The sequence below is a fragment of the Pseudoalteromonas sp. 23_GOM-1509m genome (assembly GCF_000518425.1).
Taxonomy (GTDB): Bacteria; Pseudomonadota; Gammaproteobacteria; order Enterobacterales; family Alteromonadaceae; genus Pseudoalteromonas; species Pseudoalteromonas tetraodonis.
Window position 1 is genome coordinate 224146 of the sequence record NZ_KI912433.1, and the last position, 20180, is coordinate 244325.

The following is a 20180-nucleotide window of genomic DNA, read 5'->3' on the forward strand; positions in this document are numbered from 1 at the left end:
CTTTAACATTAGCCAGCAGCCATGTTGTGCATAAATCGCACACATAATTTATTGTGAAAAATACATTAAAGCTACATGAGATTATGACAATATCCAAAGACCCTTTATATTTAAGTCTACAGTAAAGCCATTTTTAGGTGAAAAGCATGACAAAAAAACAGACCTCACAATCAGCTAACATGCTTTTTAACAACAACCACTATAATCCATTATTTTTTACTACATTGAATAACGACATATTGTTGGTATGCTACTCAGCCCTAAATTCTCTTACTAATTACGAACTTTTAAACCAATTTATTCATACAAATAATTACCAAGGGCTCGTTATTTTTAATATCCCTAAAAATACCGATGCGGCTTCACTCAAAGAATGGCCAAATTTAAAAGGTCTTTTTTATCAAGATACTAGTGAAGAGTTGTTCAATAGAGGGTTAGATGCAATTAAACAAGGTGAATTGTGGTTTCCACGGACCATTAGTGACATTTGGATGCGCCAAATGCTCGATACAGAGCAAAAAAACGCTTTGCAAACAACTAACCTAACCGATAAAGAAATTAAAGTACTCAATCTACTCTTTAGCGGACTTCATTCCAGTGCTATTGCTGATAGTTTATTTATAAGTGAAGCGACGGTGAGAGTGCACTTACATAAAATTTATAAAAAAATAGCGGTCAAAAATAAACAGCAAGCAATTCGTTGGTGTCAAAATAACCTAAAAAATATAAATTCACGTTTATAACTTAAAAAATAATTACTACTTAATACGTACTGCAGTAAATATTATCTAATCATAAATAATTCAAAAAACTCAGCTAGTTACATTACCTTAAAATATAAAAGCCTTAATTTTCAATCACAGCCATGTGTTCTTGTTGCAAAAAGGTAGTGAAAAGTACTTAATTTATTAATTTTAATTAGAAAAAAGTTAATACTCATCTTATACTGCAGCGGGATACACATGAAATTAAATAGGATACACAATGAAAAAACTATCTGTAGCAGTAGCAATTTGTTGCGCACTTGCCACAAGCAACGCGAGTGCTGAAGTTCGTATTAATGGGTTTGCTTCTATTGTCGGTGGTAAGTCGCTCGATAGTGATCAAACTTTATATGGATATGATGATGATATTTCATTCAAAAATGAAAGCGTATTTGCTCTTCAGCTAACTGCTGATTTGCAAGAGAAGCTATCCGCTACAGCCCAAATAGTGGCTCGCGGCGAAAATGATTTTGATGCCGATTTTGAATGGGCATACTTAACTTATGAGATATCTGACGAATTACAGATCAGTGCTGGTAAAATGCGTGCACCGTTTTATCGTTACTCTGACTTTTTAGATGTTGGCTATACCTACCGTTGGGTGCGCCCACCTCAGTCTGTATATAACTTACCTTTTTCAACCTATGAAGGCCTAAGCTTATTACATACAACTCAGCTTGGTGATTGGGACTCTACTCTACAGGTTATTTACGGCAGCTTCGACGATAATATTGCCGTAGTATCTGTAAATGGTGATACCGAGCTTAATGATATTGCAGGGTTAAACTGGACATTAAGTTACGATTGGTTCAGTGCTCGCGCTGCTTACTTTGTTGCCGAAACGAGTATTGAGATTGAAAATGATACGGCCGAAGGTATGGCCCTTAACGGCTTAGAACAAGCCCTTCGTAACTCAGGTTTTGTTGACCAAGCTAACAGTATTGCTATTGACGAAGACGATGGTGCATTTTTAGCGCTTGGCTTTTCAATTGATTACAATAATATCTTGTTTGACGCTGAATACACACAGTTTGAAGTAGATAACAGTGCGCTCGCTAAGCAAACTCAATATTACACATCTTTAGGCTACCGTATGGATGAATGGCTTGTTCATTTAACCTATGAAAATAACGATGATGAGCATGACAGTAATCGTTATAATGCAATCCCAACTGTGCCGCAATTAAATGCTGGCCTTAACCAAGTTTTGGAAGGCTCTAAAGCAAAAAGTAATGTGTACACTATTGGTGCTCGTTATGATTTCCACCCAATGGCTGCCTTAAAAGTAGACTTTAGCCGCTTAAAAGATGACATAACAAATACTGAAACCGACGTAGTGGCCGTTGGCGTTGATTTAGTATTTTAATTGGAGCGAATCATGAAAAAATTAATTTTAGCCAGCATGCTAACATTATGTAGCTCAGCAGTTTTTGCTGAAGTTGCAGTCATCATTAACCCTGCGAATGCTAATGCAGTAAGCCAAGACGATATTAAAAAAATATACCTTGGCAAGAGCAAATCGTTTGCCGATGGCACCAAAGTTAATCCTGTTAATCAAAATGGCACTGCAGTCGCTGATGAATTTAACGACAAACTTGTTGGTAAATCGGGTAGTCAATTAAATGCCTATTGGTCAAAGCTCGTATTTACAGGTAAAGGCACACCGCCGGGTAAACTTGATAATGACCAAGCTGTGATTGATTTTGTCGCTGCTAATGCAGATGCAATTGGCTATATCGATAGCGCCAAAGTAAGTGATAAAGTTAAAGTAGTGGGTAAGTATTAATCTGCTAAATTAAAATAAAAGCCCGCAATAAATACTTTATTGCGGGCTTTTTTATCCCTTAACGTTTTACAAAATCATAAAACGTTAAAGTAATGTGCTTTAGCAACTACTCAATTTTAAACTTAGCAGTTGCATCTAATAAGTTATCTGAAAGGTAATGTAAGTTTTTAGCCACATCTCTTACTGCTTTTAGTGAGCTCATAGTATCTTCAAATGAAACATGCATATTAGATACGTTGTCTACAACCATTGCAGCAACAGAGGTTTGCTCTTCTGTTGCAGCTGCAATTTGCGAGTTCATGCCATTAATTTCTAGTATTTGCTCTGCAATTTTTTCAATCGAAACACCGGTTTGCTCTGCTGCACTAGCATTATCGGTTGCCATATCTCTTGCAGAGGTCATCGCGCTTACAGATTCATTAGCTGCCACACTTAATGTACTTAACAATTCACGTATTTCATTAGTTGACTGCGCCGTACGAGAGGCAAGCTCACGGACTTCATCTGCAACCACGGCAAAGCCTCGGCCATGTTCACCCGCGCGTGCAGCTTCTATTGCGGCATTTAGGGCTAATAAGTTTGTTTGCTCGGCAATGGATGTAATTACATTTAATATTTGCGATACATTTTTAGTGTCATCAGCTAACTTATTAATGGTGCTGGCCGCTATATTAATTTCATCACTTAGCGTTCGCGACGCATTTACAGACATTTTTACTTGTATTCGGCTTTGATCTACTTCTTTTTCTGCGGTTTGCACGGCATTAGATGCGCTTGCAGCTGATTGTGAAATATCACCCACGCTTTGCTTCATTTCTTCCATCGACTGTTTAACAACATCTGCATCGGTGGTTTGTTTGGTGGTCGCTCTCTCCGCTCGCTCCATCCCTTGTACAAGACGGGTTGAATTTTCCATTAACGGTTCACATACCGCGATGACTTCTAAAACGGTTTCTCTAAGCAGGCTAATAAAAGCATTAAAGTTTATAGATACCTGTCCTATTTCATCCTCTGAGTTAACAGCAAGCTTGGTACTTAACGACCCTTTACCACTTGCCAAAAGGCTTAAATTATTAGCGGCATCACTGGCTGATGAACCGATATTACGCGCAATCCAAATGGCCATTAGTAACAAAAGGGTTAGCGATACAACAGCAACAACTAACATCAGATTAAGTGCATCATCAGAACGTGCTTTTGTATTGGCCACCAGTTCGAAAAAGCGAGCATCTGCTTTTTGTTGTGCGTTTTTAAAGCTGGTTAATACGGCTTCATATAGGCTTGTTTTAAGCTGAGCTTGTTGTTGAATTTTACTGAAATCTGCCGTGCCATTAACCATACCATTGGCAATAGTTGCAGATATTTTTTCGTAATTAGCTAGTCGTGTTTTTGTATCATTATCAATATAAGAGGTATTAATTGCCTCAATCGCACCAAGATTAGTAACCAACTGCGCATAGGTTTCACTCGCCTTTGTTACTAAGTCTTGCTCACCAAAGGTTACAGCCTGAGTGTATAATTCATCTAATTTTTCTAAAATACTTACGTTAGCCAAGGTTAATTTGGCTACTTTATAAGACGATTTCTCCATTTCATTGAGTGATATGCGATTTTCGTTCATGGCAAAGTAGTTAACCAAAACGATTACTAAGAATGCGATGATCGCTATAGATGTAATTGCATGTATTTTTTTAGTAATGCTGAGGTTTTTAAAAGAGAAACCTGAAGCCATATTCATTTACTCCGTTTAATTATCTATAGTTATTATCGGCTTAAGATGCATAAATGTTAACTTTATTTTTAACTTTAGACGCTTTTTATACATAAATTTAAATATACCGTAATATTCTTTTGTAAACACTAACAATTGAAATATAGAGTGTTCTACTCAATGATCAACATTAATCCTAAAAGAGTTGTTTAATATTTTAAATTTTAGGCACAAAAAAACCAGTAACATTGCTGTTACTGGTTTTTGTATTTGGTGCGGATGGGGGGACTTGAACCCCCACGCCCGAAAGCACTACCCCCTCAAGGTAGCGTGTCTACCAATTCCACCACATCCGCATTTTTTAAGCTATTGCTTAGTGCTAAGTCTGCATGTTTATTTGAGGGAAATAAACAACTTAACGATTTAAAACTAAATTAATTTGGTACGTCAGAGCTTTGCTCTTTAGTTGATGTGACTGGCACATCTTCTTCAACTGGAGTCACTGTTTCAACAGCTGGAGCCGCTTCTAGGTTTTCCCATTCGTCAGTCTTTTTAATTTGACCGGCAGTTAGGTTACCTAACACAATACTAAGCACAAAAAAGATTGTAGCTAATACCGTTGTCGTTTTCGTCATGAAATTCCCAGCCCCAGAAGAACCGAAAACTGTAGACGATGCGCCGGCACCAAATGATGACCCCATGTCCGCACCTTTACCTTGTTGGATCAAAACCATACCAACAAGCGCTAAAGCTACAATTAAATACACTACTAATAAAATTTCGTACATCTTATACGGTCCCTTTTGCACTATTGCAGATAGCAGTAAATGATTCTGCTTTTAAACTTGCGCCTCCAATTAGGCCGCCGTCTATATCTGTTTGCGCAAATAATAATTCGCTATTTTTTTCATTAACGCTACCACCATATAAGATGGTTAGCCCTTGTGCTAAATCGCTATCTAGTGCAGCAATTTTGTCACGGATAAATTTGTGAACACTTTGTGCCTGTTCAGGCGATGCAGTCTTACCTGTGCCTATAGCCCAAACGGGCTCATATGCTATCACAGATTCTTTTAGTGCTGCTACACCTAATTTATTAATTACCGCGTCAATCTGAGCAGCAACTACTTGTTCTGTTTGACCGCTTTCTTGCTCTGTTTCGCTTTCGCCAACACATAAAATAGGCGTTAGACCTACTTGTTGCGCGCGAGCAAATTTTGCAGCAACGGTATCATTGCTTTCTTTGTATATGCTGCGTCGTTCAGAGTGACCAACCAGTACATATTTCGCACCGAGCTGCTTAATTAGCTCGGCATCTACTTCACCAGTAAATGCACCTGGGGTATTTTCAGACACTGTTTGCGTGCCTGTTGTTACACCACTTGCAACCATTGCTGGGACTAGAGGAAACGGAGGAAATAAAACAATGTTTACTTCAGAAGATTTAACATCGTTAATAGCATCAGACAGTTGTTGAACGAGTTCTAATGAACCATTCATTTTCCAGTTGCCTGCGACCATCGCTTTGCGTGCTGCCATTTTTCCACTCCACATTAGAAAGCGGGCGAGATATTAACTCGACTCGCCCAAAGTTACAAGAGGTTATTGTTATCAATCAGTTTGTTTGCTCATAGATTCGACAACCGCTGCTATTTTCTGTGCACTATCTATTACTATTTTTTCTTGCTCAGCTTCAACCATTACTCGTACTACAGGCTCAGTGCCTGATTTACGCAGTAATACGCGCCCTTTATCTGCTAAGCTTTGCTCTACTTCAGCAACTGCAGCGAGCACTTCGGGTGCTTGGGTCGGATCAGTACCGGCAGTGTAACGTACGTTAATCATTTTCATTGGGTACTTAGTAAAACCGGCTCCTAAGTCTTGAAGTGTACGATTTTGTGCTACCATAGCAGCAAGCACTTGTAAGCTTGAGATGATGCCATCACCCGTGCTGATTAAATCTAGATTCAACACATGGCCTGAGCTTTCACCGCCAATTTTCCAGCCTTTTTGCTGCAGCAGTTCCATCACATAACGATCACCGACTTTACTGCGAGCAAAAGCAATGTTTTTTGCTTTTAACGCATTTTCAAGTCCCATATTCGACATAACCGTGCCAACAACACCACCGCCTAAATTGTCATCTTGTGCAGCTTGGCAAGCAATAATATAAACCAAATCATCACCGTCGAATACGCGGCCATTATGATCAACCATCATCACACGGTCGCCGTCGCCATCATAGGCGATACCGACATCCGCTTTATGCTCTAGTACTTTACGCTTTAATGTATCAACATGGGTTGCGCCACATTCATGGTTAATGTTTACACCGTTTGGCTCACATGCATGGGTGATCACCTCTGCACCAAGCTCTCGCATTACAGAAGGAGCAATATGGTATGTAGCACCATTAGCACAATCTAAAACAATTTTAATTCCTTCCAGGGACAATCCTTGTGGAAACTGGCTTTTACAAAATTCAATATAACGGCCATCAGCGCTAGATAAACGTGTTGCTTTACCTAACTTGTCAGAAGCAACACAGGTCATAGGCTCGTCAAGCATCGCTTCAATTTGTAGCTCTACCTCATCATCTAACTTTAAACCTTGGCCATTGAAAAACTTAATGCCGTTATCGTAATAAGGATTATGAGATGCGCTAATCACTATCCCCGCTTCAGCGCGAAACGTTTGCGCTAAATAAGCAACTGCAGGCGTTGGCATCGGCCCTAAAAGAATAACATCAATACCTGCTGCAATTAATCCAGCCTCTAGGGCAGTCTCAAGCATATAACCTGAAATACGAGTGTCTTTACCTATAATGACTTTTTTAGTGCCATGAAGTGAGAGTACACGCCCTGCGGCCCAACCCAATTTCATCGCAAACTCTGGGTTAATAGGACCTTGACCTACTAAACCACGCACACCGTCCGTGCCAAAATATTTTCTTTCTTTCATTTAAAGTACTCCTTGTTTGCAGGCTTGATATACGCCAAGCACATCTGCGGTTTCTTTTACATCATGCACACGAATAATGTGTGCACCGTTTTGTGCGGCGATCAGTGCTCCAGCTAAACTGCCTGCCAATCTATCGTCTGTGTCTCTATTTAATAATTTACCAATCATTGACTTACGCGATAATCCCGCGAGCAAAGGAAGTCCCAATTTTGCATAATCGTTAAATTGAGCCAATATTTGATAATTATGCTTTAGTGTTTTTCCAAAACCAAAACCAGGATCTAAAATTAACTGGCTTTGTTTAATGCCAGCAGCTTCACATGCGGCTATTCGCTGGCTAAAAAAATCGTTTATCTCACCCGCTAAGTCATTATAGTGAGGAGCGTGTTGCATACTACGAGGTTGCCCTTGCATATGCATTAAACACACTGCTACCTCAGGAAACTGTGCAACCACATCGATTGCGCCGGGTTCTTGCAATGCCCGTACATCGTTGACAATATCAGCACCGGCTTCAATCGCTTGGCGCATCACCTCAGCTTTACTGGTATCGATTGAAATAACGCAGTCACTTTGCTCACGAATAGCTTTAATAATAGGAATAACACGCTTTAGCTCATCTTCAAGGCTAACATCAGGTGCGCCTGGGCGTGTTGACTCGCCACCGATATCTAAAATGGTCGCACCATCATCAAGTAATTGCATCGCATGACTCAGCGCGGCAGTTGTATTTAAGAACTGACCGCCATCAGAAAATGAATCAGGGGTAACGTTCACGATCCCCATAATCACAGGCTCTGCAAAATCAAGCGTTCGGCCGCGCGCAAGGTTAATTTTATTATTCATCGCTAACCTTAATATGTGATAATTTTGGTTATTAACATCAAACTGATACAAAAAAGCCCCGAACTTCGGGGCTTTTGGATACGTTATTTTAACGATTATTCAGCTTTATCATCAAGGTTTGTTTCATCTTTTTTAGATTCATCAGCTGGTTTTTGTACTTCATCAACTGGTTTGTCTTTAGAAACATCTTCTTTTTCTGGTTTAGCTTCATGACGATCATGCGCATCACGTGGTTCACGTACAGGCTGACGAGCCATTAAATCATCAATTTGCTTCGCATCAATGGTTTCATACTTCATTAATGCATCTTTCATTGCATGCAGAATATCAATGTTTTCTTTCAATATTGATTCTGCACGTTGATAGTTGCGGTCTGAGAATAAACGTACTTCTGCATCAATTACTTTCGCCGTCTCATCAGACATGCTCATAGAGCGACCACCGCCGCCACCCATGTACATCTCACTTTGATCTTCAGCATAAAGTAATGGACCTAATTTTTCGCTTAAGCCCCACTGAGTCACCATCTTGCGCGCAATATCAGTGGCACGTTCAATGTCGTTGCTTGCACCCGTGGTTACTTTGTCTTCACCATAAATGATTGCCTCAGCAATACGACCACCGTAAAGGCTTGAAATCATTGATTCTAAAAGCTCTTTAGAGTGACTAACACGATCTTGTTCTGGTAAATACATAGTCACACCTAGCGCTCGGCCACGTGGGATAATAGATACTTTATAAACCGGGTCGTGCTCTGGCACCATACGACCTACAATTGCGTGGCCAGCTTCATGGTAAGCTGTCATTTCTTTCTCTTGCTCACTCATAACCATGGTCTTGCGCTCAGCGCCCATCATGATTTTATCTTTCGCAGCGTCGAATTCAGCCATACTAACAACACGTTTATTGCCACGTGCAGCATACAAAGCCGCTTCATTTACAAGGTTAGCGAGATCAGCACCCGAGAATCCTGGTGTACCACGTGCAATCACGGCCGCTTCAACGTTATCGCCTAATGGCACTTTACGCATATGTACTTTGAGAATTTGTTCACGACCGCGAATATCAGGCAAACCGACCACTACTTGACGGTCAAAACGACCAGGACGAAGTAACGCAGGGTCTAGTACGTCAGGACGGTTTGTCGCAGCAATAACGATAATACCTTCATTACCTTCAAAGCCGTCCATTTCAACAAGCATTTGGTTTAGAGTTTGCTCACGTTCATCATGGCCGCCCCCCATACCAGCGCCACGTTTACGCCCTACCGCATCAATTTCATCGATAAAGATAATACAAGGAGCTGCTTTTTTAGCTTGTTCGAACATGTCACGTACACGTGATGCACCTACACCTACAAACATTTCAACAAAGTCAGAACCCGAAATAGTAAAGAACGGTACTTTTGCTTCACCAGCAACAGCCTTAGCAAGTAATGTTTTACCTGTACCTGGAGGACCGACCATAAGTACGCCTTTAGGAATACTACCGCCTAATTTTTGAAACTTAGAAGGGTCACGTAAAAAGTCCACCAGCTCGGTTACATCGTCTTTGGCTTCATCACAACCAGCTACATCAGCAAAGGTCGTTTTGACTTGATCTTCACTCATTAAGCGGGCTTTACTTTTACCAAATGACATGGCGCCTTTGCCACCGCCACCTTGCATCTGACGCATGAAGAAAATCCACACACCAATAAGCAGGATCATAGGGAACCAAGAAATAAAAATGCTTGCTAAAAACGATTGCTCTTCAGGTTTAACACCTTTAACGTTCACATCGCTTTTTAACAAATCATTTAAAATGTCTTTGTCATAAATAGGCATAATGGTTTGAAAACGCTCGCCACTATTTTTTATGCCAGTAATTGTGCCACTACCACTTTCAATGGACACTTCTTGTATAGAGCCGCTACGGGCGTCTTTTACAAATTGACTGTAACTTGTTTGACGATCAACTTGATCGCCGCCATTAAAGCTCTGAAATACTGACATAAGCACTACTGCAATAACCAGCCAGAGTATTAGATTTTTCGCCATATCGCTCAAGGGGTTAACCTCTTGTATCCAATTAATTTAAATTCAACTAAACGCCAAGCAACTGTACTACAGTTTGTATCCAGTCGCTACTATATATACTTCCCGAGAACGGGGACGCGAGGCATCCGGTTTACGTATCTTCACTGCTTTAAAACTATTACGTACATCTTGCAAATATTGATCAAAGCCTTCACCTTGGAATACTTTAACAATAAACGCGCCATTTTTCTTTAAAACTTGGTTGCACATATCAAGTGCAAGCTCAACCAAGTACATGCTGCCTGCCTGATCAACCGAGTTATTGCCACTCATGTTAGGTGCCATATCAGACAATACCACATCTACATTTTTACCATCAATGCGTTTTAACAATGCATCAAGTACCGCTTCTTCACGAAAATCGCCTTGTAAAAAGTCAACGCCCGCTAAAGAGTCCATAGGTAAAATATCACACGCAACCACTTGGCCTTTGTCACCCACTTTTTCAGCTAAGTATTGTGACCAACTCCCTGGGGCTGCGCCTAAATCAACAACGGTCATCGCTGGGCGCAATAACTTATCTTTGTTTTGGATTTCGTCTAATTTGAAAACAGCTCGAGAGCGCCAGCCTTTTTTTTGCGCTTCTTGAACATATTTATCATCAAAATGTTCTTTAAGCCAACGTTGTGAACTGGCTGACTGTTTTTTATTTGTCATAAATTAACACGCAACTAATTAGTAATATTCTCTAGATGGCGTTAGAATACCCTTAATTCAAGCCATATTCAGCAAAATTTGTAATATCATGACATTATCAAACAAACAAAAGCAGTTTTTAAAAGGTCAGGCGCATAGCCTTAAGCCTGTAGTTTTACTAGGTTCTAACGGTTTAACCGAAGGCGTAGTAGTTGAAATCCAAAGCGCACTAGAAATTCACGAATTAATTAAAGTGAAGGTGCCAACAGACGATCGTGAAACCAAAAAGCTTATTTTTGATGCTATTGTTCGCGAAACAGGGGCTACTAAATTACAGACTATCGGTCATACGATTGTGCTTTATCGTCAAAGCCCTGAGAAAAAAATTCAATTACCTCGTGGCTAATAAGGCCATTTAAAGGTAAAACAAAAAAACCAGCCATTGCTGGTTTTTTTATGCCTGCTTAAAAACCCATTGTCAGCGTTTTAACTTCATAACTATTATTTTCTAGTTTACCCACTAAATAATAATGCCCGTACTGACTCTCATCCATACTTTCAATAGCTTGGTTACTCAATAATGAAGCCAACTGCGGTGTGGTATTACTATGCCCTATTACTACCACAACGCCATTTTGTGCTAATAATTGTTTTTTCAATGTCATTAGATCAGCAGCATCATAGGTAATAACTTTAATATTATAATACGCGGCTAATGGCGCTGCCGTGTTTAGGGTACGGTTATAGTTACTGCTGAATAACGTTATGTTTGGATAGGTGTTAACTAACGAAACCAAGTGCTCAGCACGCGCTTGGCCTTGGGCAGTTAGAAATGGATTTTCCCCTGTTTGTTTTTCGCTATGTCGAAACAAGTAAACCTGTTCAGGGGCAGAAAAGGCGGGTTGGCAAATAAATAATAATGCTATTAACAATGTTTTTATGTGGGCGTTCATTATTGCTTCTCTCGTTTATATGCTAATAGACGATTTATAAACTCAGTTGTAAGCTCATTTATGAGTCCAGTTTCTGCATTTAAAATTAAGCTAAAGCCAACATTTAAGTGTGGAAACACAACCAAATCACTGCGATAACCTTGCACCCAACCACTGTGGTAATAAAGCGTTTCATCATCATAATCATACACACGCCAGCCTAGCCCATAGTAGGCTTCGTTCATGTGCTCTCGCCATACTCGTCTGTAGCGTTCTTTTTTAGTATGTGTATAAGGACGCGTTTGCGTGGCCAATGCTTCTAAGGATAATACCGATGGATATTGCCCTAATTGCGCATTTAACCAAATAGCCATATCTGACGCACTGGCGTTTACCCCAGCCGCCGGAGCGACTTTATAATAATTCTTTTTCAAACGGGCACTGTACCAACGCTTTTTCCCACGCACATGAGGGTGTGCGTAGTTACTATCTTGCACCATGGCATCGTAGCCTAAGCTTGCATCGTTCATTTTTAGAGGGATAAAAAATGCGTCATTGAGCCACTGAGTATAAGTTTTGTTGGTGCTTTTTAAAATCACGTCATCAATTAAACTAAACATGACATTTTGATAGCCATAACAGTCACCGGGTTCGCATATGGGTTTTACACTTAATAGCTTTTCTACAATATCGCTATACCCCATTCGCGATTCGATTAAATTATCGTATGCATTCGGTACTAGCCCACTAGAATGGCTTAAAATATGAAAAACCTTTAAATCATCTTTGTAGTCGGTTTGTTTAAATTCAGGAATGTAATGACTAACAGGAAAATACAAATTAAGTTGTTCTTCATTTGCAAGTTTTGCCGCTAACGACCCTGCAAACGTTTTAGATACTGAGGCCAAACGAAACCGAGTGTGTGGATTAATTTTTTGCCCACTGCGAACTTTGGTATGCCCCATAGTATGAATATAGTCACGCGCTTGTGCGTTGACGATGGAAAGCGCTCCGCCCGGAATCTTTTTTACTTTTAGTTTTTTTTCTACGTAGCGTCCATAATTTTTAACAAAAGCTTCCCAGTCAGGATCTGTGCTTGCGCTTGCCTGTAAATGCGTCCCTAAAATACATAAAGCAAAAAAATAAAAGGGTAAGGAGTTAAAATACTTCATTCTTAGCTAATTTTTCTTTTTTAGTCATAATCAGCCTCTATAATATCATGAACTTTTGCTCGGACTAACGTACAATATGTTCGATTAATGGCTTTTGAGTGGATGTAAAATATTTATGCGTTTTTTAGTTGTATCACTTTTTATTGTATTAGCTTCAGGTTGTGCCATAGTTAAGCAGCCTGCAGAACCTTTAGCAATGCCTGCAAAACCTTTGCTTAAGAGTCAAACTTACCAACTTAAATATGAAACCGAGCATGCTTCACCGAAAGTAAAATCGGTGCAATTACCTGCACATAACATTAAAAAAAATCAGACTGTCAGAGTAATCGTAGACCGTGCAAGTGTCACTGACACATTAGTATCTCAAATTAGCCAAGCACTTAACGATAAACAACTAAAAGTTACCACAACCGATAACAGTGATTACACGTTAGCTATTCATCAAGTTGACCTTGAGTTTATAGATGATGCTAAGTACATCCTAGCGCAGCCAGAAAAACCTTATTCATTGTTTTCAAAAGTAGCACAGCAATTCCCTTCTCAACAATGCGCAAATATACTGGCACAAGTTAGTATGCGCCTTACACACAAAGCATCGGGAGATGTAGTGTGGTTTGCCAAATCATCAATAGATAGTGCAAGCTTTCACCGTGAGCCCCTAATCTATAGCTTTACTGAAGAAAAGAAGATCACTAACGAGTTAGAGGTTGTTGCGTTTATTCATAAACATAACACCGAACAGGCTCGGCTTAAGCGTGCTGAACTTAAAAATGAAGTAACGGCGCCTGCTTATAAAACTATCACTAAACTGAGTCGTTTAACTAAATTAAATGGGCCATGTACACGTACTGAGATCAGCGCGTTAACTCCCATGATGCAATTTTACTTAAGCAGTATACTTATCGATAAAATTAAAGTTCAGTAGTTGCAGGACGACCGCTACATTTTTTTACAGATTTAGCCAAGAGTTTGACAATATACTACCCTTTTAAGCAAACTCTAATTTAGGTTCCAAGGATGAAGCATTTCCCACAAAGACATTTTTTCCGTTGTACAGCCTTATTGTTTGCGCTCATTTTTAGTGGCCAGAGCACAGCAAGCAATCGTTACTATGCCGATAACACATTGGAACCCACTACAGGGTTTGCCTGGGACTGGAGTGCAGGAGCTGGTTATTACATAGAAGATTCTTATTTGGTGGGGATGAATTCTTATGATGTTGGCGCCGAGTTAGATTTAAGCCTTGCGGTTTCTTACGATAATTTTTACCTTGATTTTGATCATAATCAACTCAGCGGTGGACTTGTTTTAGGCTATAGCTTAATTAACAAATACGATTGGGGCCTTGATTTATTAGGTACTAATTCGCAAGCCGGGTTTGACGAACAAGGCTTAGGTATTTATAACGATGGCATTATTGAGCCACTGCGCGGTATCAAAAAACGTAACTATGATTTTGATACTGGCCTTCGATTAACACGTCGATTTGAAAACTCACAAATTTCCCTTGAATACTTACATGACATATCTGGTGCTCATAATGGCTGGGTGGCAAACGTATTTTTTAGTCATATTCAGCCTTGGCGTAATTGGGAGTTTCGCTCTGGTATTGGCCTAAGTGCCTACTCTGCAGATTTTACAAACTATTATTTTGGTATTGATAGCGATGAAGCAAACGCAACTCGCCCTATTTATCAAACCAATGCCAGTACCAGTATTATGTTTGAATTTCATGCTGAATATCCCATTAACCAAGATTGGGTCTTTTTAGCAGGCTGGTTAACGACGTGGTTTTCAAAAGAAATTGATGACAGCCCAATTATTTCCCAAGGATATCAACACAAAGCCAAGGTAGGCGTGCGTTATGTACTTTAGATTTTTTTACTGTTTATTGTTTAGTTATTCAGGCTCTTTGCTGGCAGCCCCAGTGCAAATACCCGCTCAATTGAGTGCAGTACCTGATACCTGTGTGGCCTTACGTGAAGGACGTCACTGTTACGCCGATGTTGTTTTGTCATGGCAGCAAGTAGAAGTGGGGAATTATTGTCTACGCGATGCCACCTCAAAGTACATTATGCAGTGCTGGCTTAAACAGCGACAAGGTTCGTTTAATTATGCCTTTGACTCAACGCAAAGTATTTCGTTTGAACTATTTGACAGTAATACATCACAAGTCATTGCCGTCACAGAAGTAAAATTACAATGGGTGTATCAAAATAGGCAAAAAAAGCGGCGTTGGCGGTTATTTTAGTCACACACTATAAACATTATGATAGCTAAACATCATTTAGGTATGCGAAGAAAGCTTATGGATAATTACGGTACTATTTTACTGGTTGAAGATGATATTTCTCTTGCACAATGGGTCACTGAGTATTTAACAGAGCAAGGCTATGTTGTACACGTATGTCATCGAGGTGATGAGGTAATAAGCCAAGTAAAACGTTTAAACCCACAACTTATTTTACTCGATATTATGCTGCCAGGGCTTGATGGTATTAGTGTATGTCGTGAGCTACGTAGCTTTTATCATGCCCCAATTATAATGCTTACTGCCCGCGATGAAGAAATGGATGAAGTCATTGGGCTAGAAGTCGGTGCTACCGATTATATAATAAAACCAGTACGCCCTCGCGCATTGCTTGCACGCATTAAATCTGCCTTGCGCTACAGTAGCGACACGCCTAAAACCGATGATCAAGCAAATATGATCAATATCGGTCAATTAAGTATTAATACCGAGTCACGCAACGTTACCCTTAACCAACAGGATGTGAACATTTCAAGCGCAGAGTATTTATTACTGCATTACTTAGCCAGTAATGCTGGACAAGTTGTTTCCCGCGATGCGGTGTTTAAAGCAACCAAAGGCAGGGAATATGATGGCCTAGATAGAAGCGTTGATGTGCTTATTTCTGCCTTGCGTAAAAAGTTTAATGATGACCCACAAAAACCAGAAAAAATTAAAACCATTTGGGGACGTGGTTATTTGTTTGTGACTACAGCGTGGTAAGTTTTAATGCCTGAGTGCTTAAAATAATTAGCGCGATAGTAATAAAAGTCACTTCAATACACCCAGCCTATTATGGAATAGCATCAATGAAAAAGTTTTATATTTCACTACTAGGCAGTGCGCTGCTTTCAATTATTGTTTTAGGTTGGCTTATTGATGCATTTAGCCAACAAGCGCATGCGCCTTTGGATGAGTTTAGCGTTCAAAGCCAGATTATTGTCGGGTTAAGTAAACAGCTCACGACACTAAAACCCGATGCTCGCCCACAACAAGTAACAAAGCTCGCCGCTGACTTTGACCTTATACTTAACTACAAATTAAATCAGTCGCTGGCACTGCCCTTAGCGCTATTAGATAAAATGCAAACCCAAGGCGGATTAATACTCGAAGACGAGCAAGGCTTTTATATGCTCTACACAAATGATGAGTTAAGTCCTTATCATTTAACCATGCGTTTAGATAAACCCTATGAGGCCACACAACGAAACGATATTATTTTAACGCTATTATTTTACACTGGCTTATGTGTTTTTATGGGTTTTATTATTACCCCTTTAGCAAAGCGCCTTACGGTGTTAAACGAAGCAGCAAAGCAATTTGCATCTGGTAATGTTAAAGCGCGTATTACCCCCTCTCGATTTACCTATATAAAAGATGTGGAACTGACCTTTAACCGTATGGCGAGTCAAATTGAAAAGCTAGTTGCTGAAAACAAGCTAATGGCCTCCAGCTTATCGCATGATATTAGAACTCCAATTGCTTGCTTACGCTTTGGTGTCGACGCCGCTCTTGATAGTCATGACGAGAGTAAAATAAAGCATTATTTAACTCGCATGGAAACCGACTTAGACCATATGGAGTCAATGCTAAAAAGCTATTTAACGTTTGCTACTTTAGAGCAAAATGCGAATAAGCTTACTTACTCATCAGCAAACCTTAAACAATACCTAAGTGATATTGTATTGCAACTTGAGCCTAGAATAACCTCTCGCTCGCTTAATATTTCTTTAGAATGTGATGATCATACCGTTTATGCTGACTTACATTGGCTGGCAAGAGCAATCACCAACTTAATTAATAATGCCTGCGACTTTGCAAATCACAGCATTCAAGTAACCGCTTCAGTACAAGAACGTTTTCTGGTGGTGAACATCGCAGACGACGGACCAGGCATTGCTCAAGAAAATAATCATAAAGTATTTAGCCCATTTTTTCGTGAACGCAGCCACCGTAATCGCAGTGATAATAGTTATGGCTTGGGGTTAGCAATCGTCGCCAAAGTTGCCGATTGGCATCATGGCACCGTAAAAGTGAGTAAAAGTGAACGACTCTCAGGCGCCTGTTTCACATTAACCATCGCTCAGTTTGAACATTAATCAACAATGCAAAGATGCTCAATACAGCTGATAAACGAAATATAATTAAAAAAATTGTGCTATTTATAATCAAAATACGCACGTGTTATTTATACAGCTAAATAAAACGCAATAATTGTGCAACAGAGACAAATAAGCACTTTTTATTTAATTACAATTCCAGTAGATTGTCACGGCGTCGAAAAAATAGAGAAGCAGAATAATATGAGTGCAGTAAGAGGTGAGTTTAGCTCCCGCTTTGGTTTTATAATGGCTGCGGCAGGATCAGCTGTTGGCTTGGGTAATATTTGGGGTTTTCCGACTCAAACAGCAAGTAATGGGGGCGCTGCATTTTTAGTCGCGTATTTAGTACTGGCTTTCTTTTTAGCCTACCCCGCTTTAATGGCAGAACTGATGATAGGTCGCCATGGGCAAGCTAATGCGGTCTCTTCATTAACTAAATTAACCACGCGACCATGGCAAAAGCAATTTGCCTTTGCTGTCGGTTTTGGTGGTATTTTATGTGCTGGATTTATTTTAAGTTTTTATGCCATTGTTGCCGGTTGGATGTTAAGTGCCACTTTAGAACCGGTAACCACATTGGTCGGCGCTGATGCCGCCTCTTTATGGTTAAGTGAGCAATCGCTTACTCGTAATATTCTTTTCACTGTTTTATTTATTATTTTAACTGTTGCTATTATCAGCCGCGGTGTAGAAAACGGCATCGAAAAATGGTCTAAACGCTTAATGCCCGCTCTGCTCGGTATTTTGTTTGCCCTAATTGCCTACGTGATGACTCAAGAAGGCGCTGTTGAGGGGTTAAAAGCTTACTTAGTCCCTGACTTTTCTTCTATTTTTGACCCTACATTGTTAGTGAGTGCCTTAGGCCAAGCTTTCTTTTCATTGTCACTGGGCACCAGTGTGATGATTATATATGGCTCATATATCAGTAAAAAAGAAAACCTTGTTTCCCTTGGCGCGTATGTAACCTTAATTGATGTGTTTATAGCGTTTGTAGCGGGTTTATTGATCATCCCTGCTATGTATGTGGCACAAGCGCAAGGTGTTGAAATATTCTCTGCAACTACAGGTAAACTTCTCTCTGAAGATACTCTCGTATTTCAGGTATTGCCTGCCTTATTTGATGGCATGGGTGGTGTAGGTTTATTTGTTGGCTTTGCTTTTTTTGCATTGATGAGTATTGCCGCACTAACTTCATCTATTTCCATGCTAGAAGCGCCAGTGTCGTACACGGTAGAGCGCTTTGCGATGAAACGTGTTCAAGCAACGTGGTTAATAGGCGCTTTAATTGCCATAGTGAGCATTACCATTGTGTGTAACCTAGGCACTTTATTTGGCTTAGTGATCACCCTAACAACCAAAGTTGCACAACCTTTATTAGGGCTTATGTGCTGTATATTTGTAGGTTGGATCTGGTACAGATCGTCACTACTAAAAGCGATTCAACAAGGTAACCCTGAGGTGCATAATACGTTATTTTGGAAGATATGGCCTTGGTATACTAAGTTTGTATGCCCTATTGCCATTAGCTTAGTATTCTTACATTCCCTACTAAGCTAGTTAAAAGATGCATAAAAAAGGCCCACATCAGTGGGCCTTTTTAGTGGAGCAATATTACTGCTTTAAAATCATATCCTGATGGGGTATGCCATCTTCTATATATTCATCACCAACACATTCAAAACCGAATGAGCGATAAAAATTCAGTAGGTAGGTTTGTGCGCCAATATAAATATCGCGAGTCGGCCATTGCGCCTTACAGCATGCTATTGCTTCATTGACTAACTGTTTGCCTAATCCAGAACTTCGCTGTGATTGAGCAACCAATACACGCCCTATCGCACTGTACTGAGCATCTTTTTCATAACAACGGGCATAGGCATTCACCGATAGCCCATCAAGTAAATAGACATGACGTGTAGAGTCTGCGATATCGTGATCATCAAGTTCGGGGTAAGGACATGCTTGTTCCACAACGAATACGTCGACACGTACACGCATGATTGAAAACAGGGTTTGGGAGTCGAGCGCAGAGAATGGCTCACATTTAAACGCCATTTAAATACCTTTTTTATTGCAGGGGCTTACCTAAAGTAAGCCCCTAAAGCGATTAAGCAAATAATCGCTCTAACTGATCACATAACTGCGATAAATTAACATGGTCATGCTCTATGGTTAAATCAACATAGCCATCACTTCTAAATGCCCTGTCTAATTCAATCAATACATGGGTTTTATGCGCTTCAGGAATAAACGACAACTCAATTTCTTTTATGCCAAACAAACTGCGGCTATTAGGCTGATACTCAAGCTCTTGATAACATCCTGATACAGATTGAAAAGTAGGGGCACGTAAATGGCCTTGTTCTACATCGGCTTTAACTAAACTAAAACCAAGCTTTTCCATCGCTTGCATGCATGTTTTAACCGCTTCATTAGGATAAATGTGTAAATGGTCTTTATCTGTTGGATCAAGCGCAAGGTCAATATCAAGGCCTGTTTCTAACCATACATAAGATTGATTATAACCTGCATTAATTTCAGTTATAGGCGTTTCAGAGTGTAAACGGGCTTCAAACGGAATAGTTCTTACTTCACCGGGCTCAATAATACCAATATCGGTAATGCGCCACTGGTCAATCACATGATTAGTGAAATAATCACCGTCTTCACTCGCCACTTTGACACGGGTAACTAACATTAAGTCTAAACCGGTAATTTCTTGGCTCACATCACCTGCAGTAATTACAATTTGCGCGTTAAATAATTGCCCCGGCTGAAGATGCTCGGTCTCTAAAATAGTATCTACTTTGGCGGCACCAATGCCTACCGATGCTAAAATCTTTTTAAACATATTTTCTCCTTAAGCTAAGCAACTCTAATGTTTGCTTACGCTTAAACTCCT

Annotated in this window: 21 protein-coding genes and 1 tRNA gene; 10 read left to right on the top strand and 12 right to left on the bottom strand. The window is 39.9% G+C overall.

Features of this window, described 5'->3' with window-relative positions; all coding sequences use genetic code 11:
* The first annotated feature begins 146 nt into the window (after positions 1–146).
* The 3 genes from N523_RS0114370 (at position 147) to N523_RS0114380 (ending at position 2550) form a co-directional block, all read left to right on the top strand.
* On the top strand, positions 147–743 hold the full coding sequence (locus N523_RS0114370; RefSeq protein ID WP_028834017.1) for a LuxR C-terminal-related transcriptional regulator: 597 nt from the start codon (positions 147–149) through the stop codon (positions 741–743).
* Positions 744–984: 241 nt separating this feature from the next.
* Positions 985–2130: a porin gene (locus N523_RS0114375; RefSeq protein ID WP_013465491.1), complete on the top strand. Its 1146-nt coding sequence runs from the start codon at positions 985–987 to the stop codon at positions 2128–2130.
* 12 nt (positions 2131–2142) lie between these two features.
* Entirely contained in the window at positions 2143–2550 is a 408-nt protein-coding gene (locus N523_RS0114380; RefSeq protein ID WP_013465492.1) for a phosphate ABC transporter substrate-binding protein, read from the top strand.
* Positions 2551–2656: 106 nt separating this feature from the next.
* On the opposite strand, the gene N523_RS0114385 is transcribed toward N523_RS0114380, so the two are convergent.
* The 8 genes from N523_RS0114385 to rlmE form a co-directional block, all read right to left on the bottom strand.
* Entirely contained in the window at positions 2657–4282 is a 1626-nt protein-coding gene (locus N523_RS0114385) for a methyl-accepting chemotaxis protein (protein WP_028834016.1), read from the bottom strand.
* A 250-nt stretch (positions 4283–4532) separates the two neighbouring features.
* Positions 4533–4617 (bottom strand) — tRNA-Leu (locus N523_RS0114390).
* A gap of 78 nt (positions 4618–4695) precedes the next feature.
* Complete coding sequence (secG, locus tag N523_RS0114395; protein ID WP_013465494.1) at positions 4696–5049, bottom strand: preprotein translocase subunit SecG; 354 nt, start codon at positions 5047–5049, stop codon at positions 4696–4698.
* A gap of 1 nt (position 5050) precedes the next feature.
* A complete protein-coding gene (gene tpiA, locus N523_RS0114400) occupies positions 5051–5800 on the bottom strand; it encodes a triose-phosphate isomerase (protein ID WP_028834015.1) in 750 nt (249 codons plus the stop codon).
* Positions 5801–5872: 72 nt separating this feature from the next.
* A complete protein-coding gene (glmM, locus tag N523_RS0114405) occupies positions 5873–7222 on the bottom strand; it encodes a phosphoglucosamine mutase (protein ID WP_013465496.1) in 1350 nt (449 codons plus the stop codon).
* A complete protein-coding gene (folP, locus tag N523_RS0114410; protein ID WP_013465497.1) occupies positions 7223–8068 on the bottom strand; it encodes a dihydropteroate synthase in 846 nt (281 codons plus the stop codon).
* 95 nt (positions 8069–8163) lie between these two features.
* Positions 8164–10107, bottom strand: coding sequence for an ATP-dependent zinc metalloprotease FtsH (gene ftsH / locus N523_RS0114415; RefSeq protein WP_033104106.1), 1944 nt, complete (start codon positions 10105–10107; stop codon positions 8164–8166).
* Positions 10108–10173: 66 nt separating this feature from the next.
* The gene (gene rlmE, locus N523_RS0114420) at positions 10174–10803 is read right to left on the bottom strand and encodes a 23S rRNA (uridine(2552)-2'-O)-methyltransferase RlmE (protein WP_013465499.1); all 630 of its coding nucleotides are present in this window, start codon (positions 10801–10803) and stop codon (positions 10174–10176) included.
* Positions 10804–10891: 88 nt separating this feature from the next.
* Here rlmE and yhbY point away from each other — a divergent pair, with 88 nt between their 5' ends.
* Positions 10892–11188 carry a ribosome assembly RNA-binding protein YhbY gene (yhbY, locus tag N523_RS0114425; RefSeq protein WP_008112687.1) on the top strand — a complete coding sequence of 99 codons (297 nt, stop codon included), beginning with the start codon at positions 10892–10894 and terminating at the stop codon, positions 11186–11188.
* 58 nt (positions 11189–11246) lie between these two features.
* On the opposite strand, the gene N523_RS0114430 is transcribed toward yhbY, so the two are convergent.
* On the bottom strand, positions 11247–11735 hold the full coding sequence (locus tag N523_RS0114430; protein ID WP_028834014.1) for a SixA phosphatase family protein: 489 nt from the start codon (positions 11733–11735) through the stop codon (positions 11247–11249).
* Positions 11735–12886 carry a serine hydrolase domain-containing protein gene (locus N523_RS0114435; protein ID WP_024602063.1) on the bottom strand — a complete coding sequence of 384 codons (1152 nt, stop codon included), beginning with the start codon at positions 12884–12886 and terminating at the stop codon, positions 11735–11737. Before N523_RS0114435 ends, N523_RS0114430 begins: the two co-directional genes overlap by 1 nt.
* Before the next feature lie 115 nt (positions 12887–13001).
* Between N523_RS0114435 and N523_RS0114440 the strand changes: the two genes are divergently transcribed.
* From N523_RS0114440 to N523_RS0114465, 6 genes are all read left to right on the top strand, one after another.
* On the top strand, positions 13002–13811 hold the full coding sequence (locus N523_RS0114440) for a hypothetical protein (RefSeq protein ID WP_028834013.1): 810 nt from the start codon (positions 13002–13004) through the stop codon (positions 13809–13811).
* Between the two features lie 92 nt (positions 13812–13903).
* Complete coding sequence (locus tag N523_RS0114445; protein WP_013465503.1) at positions 13904–14761, top strand: MipA/OmpV family protein; 858 nt, start codon at positions 13904–13906, stop codon at positions 14759–14761.
* Positions 14751–15137, top strand: a complete 387-nt coding sequence (locus N523_RS0114450) for a DUF3019 domain-containing protein (protein WP_016899250.1) — start codon at positions 14751–14753, stop codon at positions 15135–15137. The genes N523_RS0114445 and N523_RS0114450 overlap by 11 nt, the downstream gene beginning before the upstream one ends.
* A gap of 57 nt (positions 15138–15194) precedes the next feature.
* Entirely contained in the window at positions 15195–15899 is a 705-nt protein-coding gene (locus tag N523_RS0114455; RefSeq protein WP_028834012.1) for a response regulator transcription factor, read from the top strand.
* Between the two features lie 86 nt (positions 15900–15985).
* A complete protein-coding gene (locus tag N523_RS0114460) occupies positions 15986–17275 on the top strand; it encodes a HAMP domain-containing sensor histidine kinase (RefSeq protein ID WP_028834011.1) in 1290 nt (429 codons plus the stop codon).
* Between the two features lie 204 nt (positions 17276–17479).
* Positions 17480–18835 carry a sodium-dependent transporter gene (locus N523_RS0114465; protein WP_024602058.1) on the top strand — a complete coding sequence of 452 codons (1356 nt, stop codon included), beginning with the start codon at positions 17480–17482 and terminating at the stop codon, positions 18833–18835.
* A 54-nt stretch (positions 18836–18889) separates the two neighbouring features.
* Here N523_RS0114465 and N523_RS0114470 read toward each other — a convergent pair whose 3' ends face one another.
* Complete coding sequence (locus tag N523_RS0114470; protein ID WP_028834010.1) at positions 18890–19333, bottom strand: GNAT family N-acetyltransferase; 444 nt, start codon at positions 19331–19333, stop codon at positions 18890–18892.
* 52 nt (positions 19334–19385) lie between these two features.
* A complete protein-coding gene (locus N523_RS0114475; RefSeq protein WP_013465509.1) occupies positions 19386–20129 on the bottom strand; it encodes a sporulation protein in 744 nt (247 codons plus the stop codon).
* Between the last annotated feature and the right edge of the window lie 51 nt (positions 20130–20180).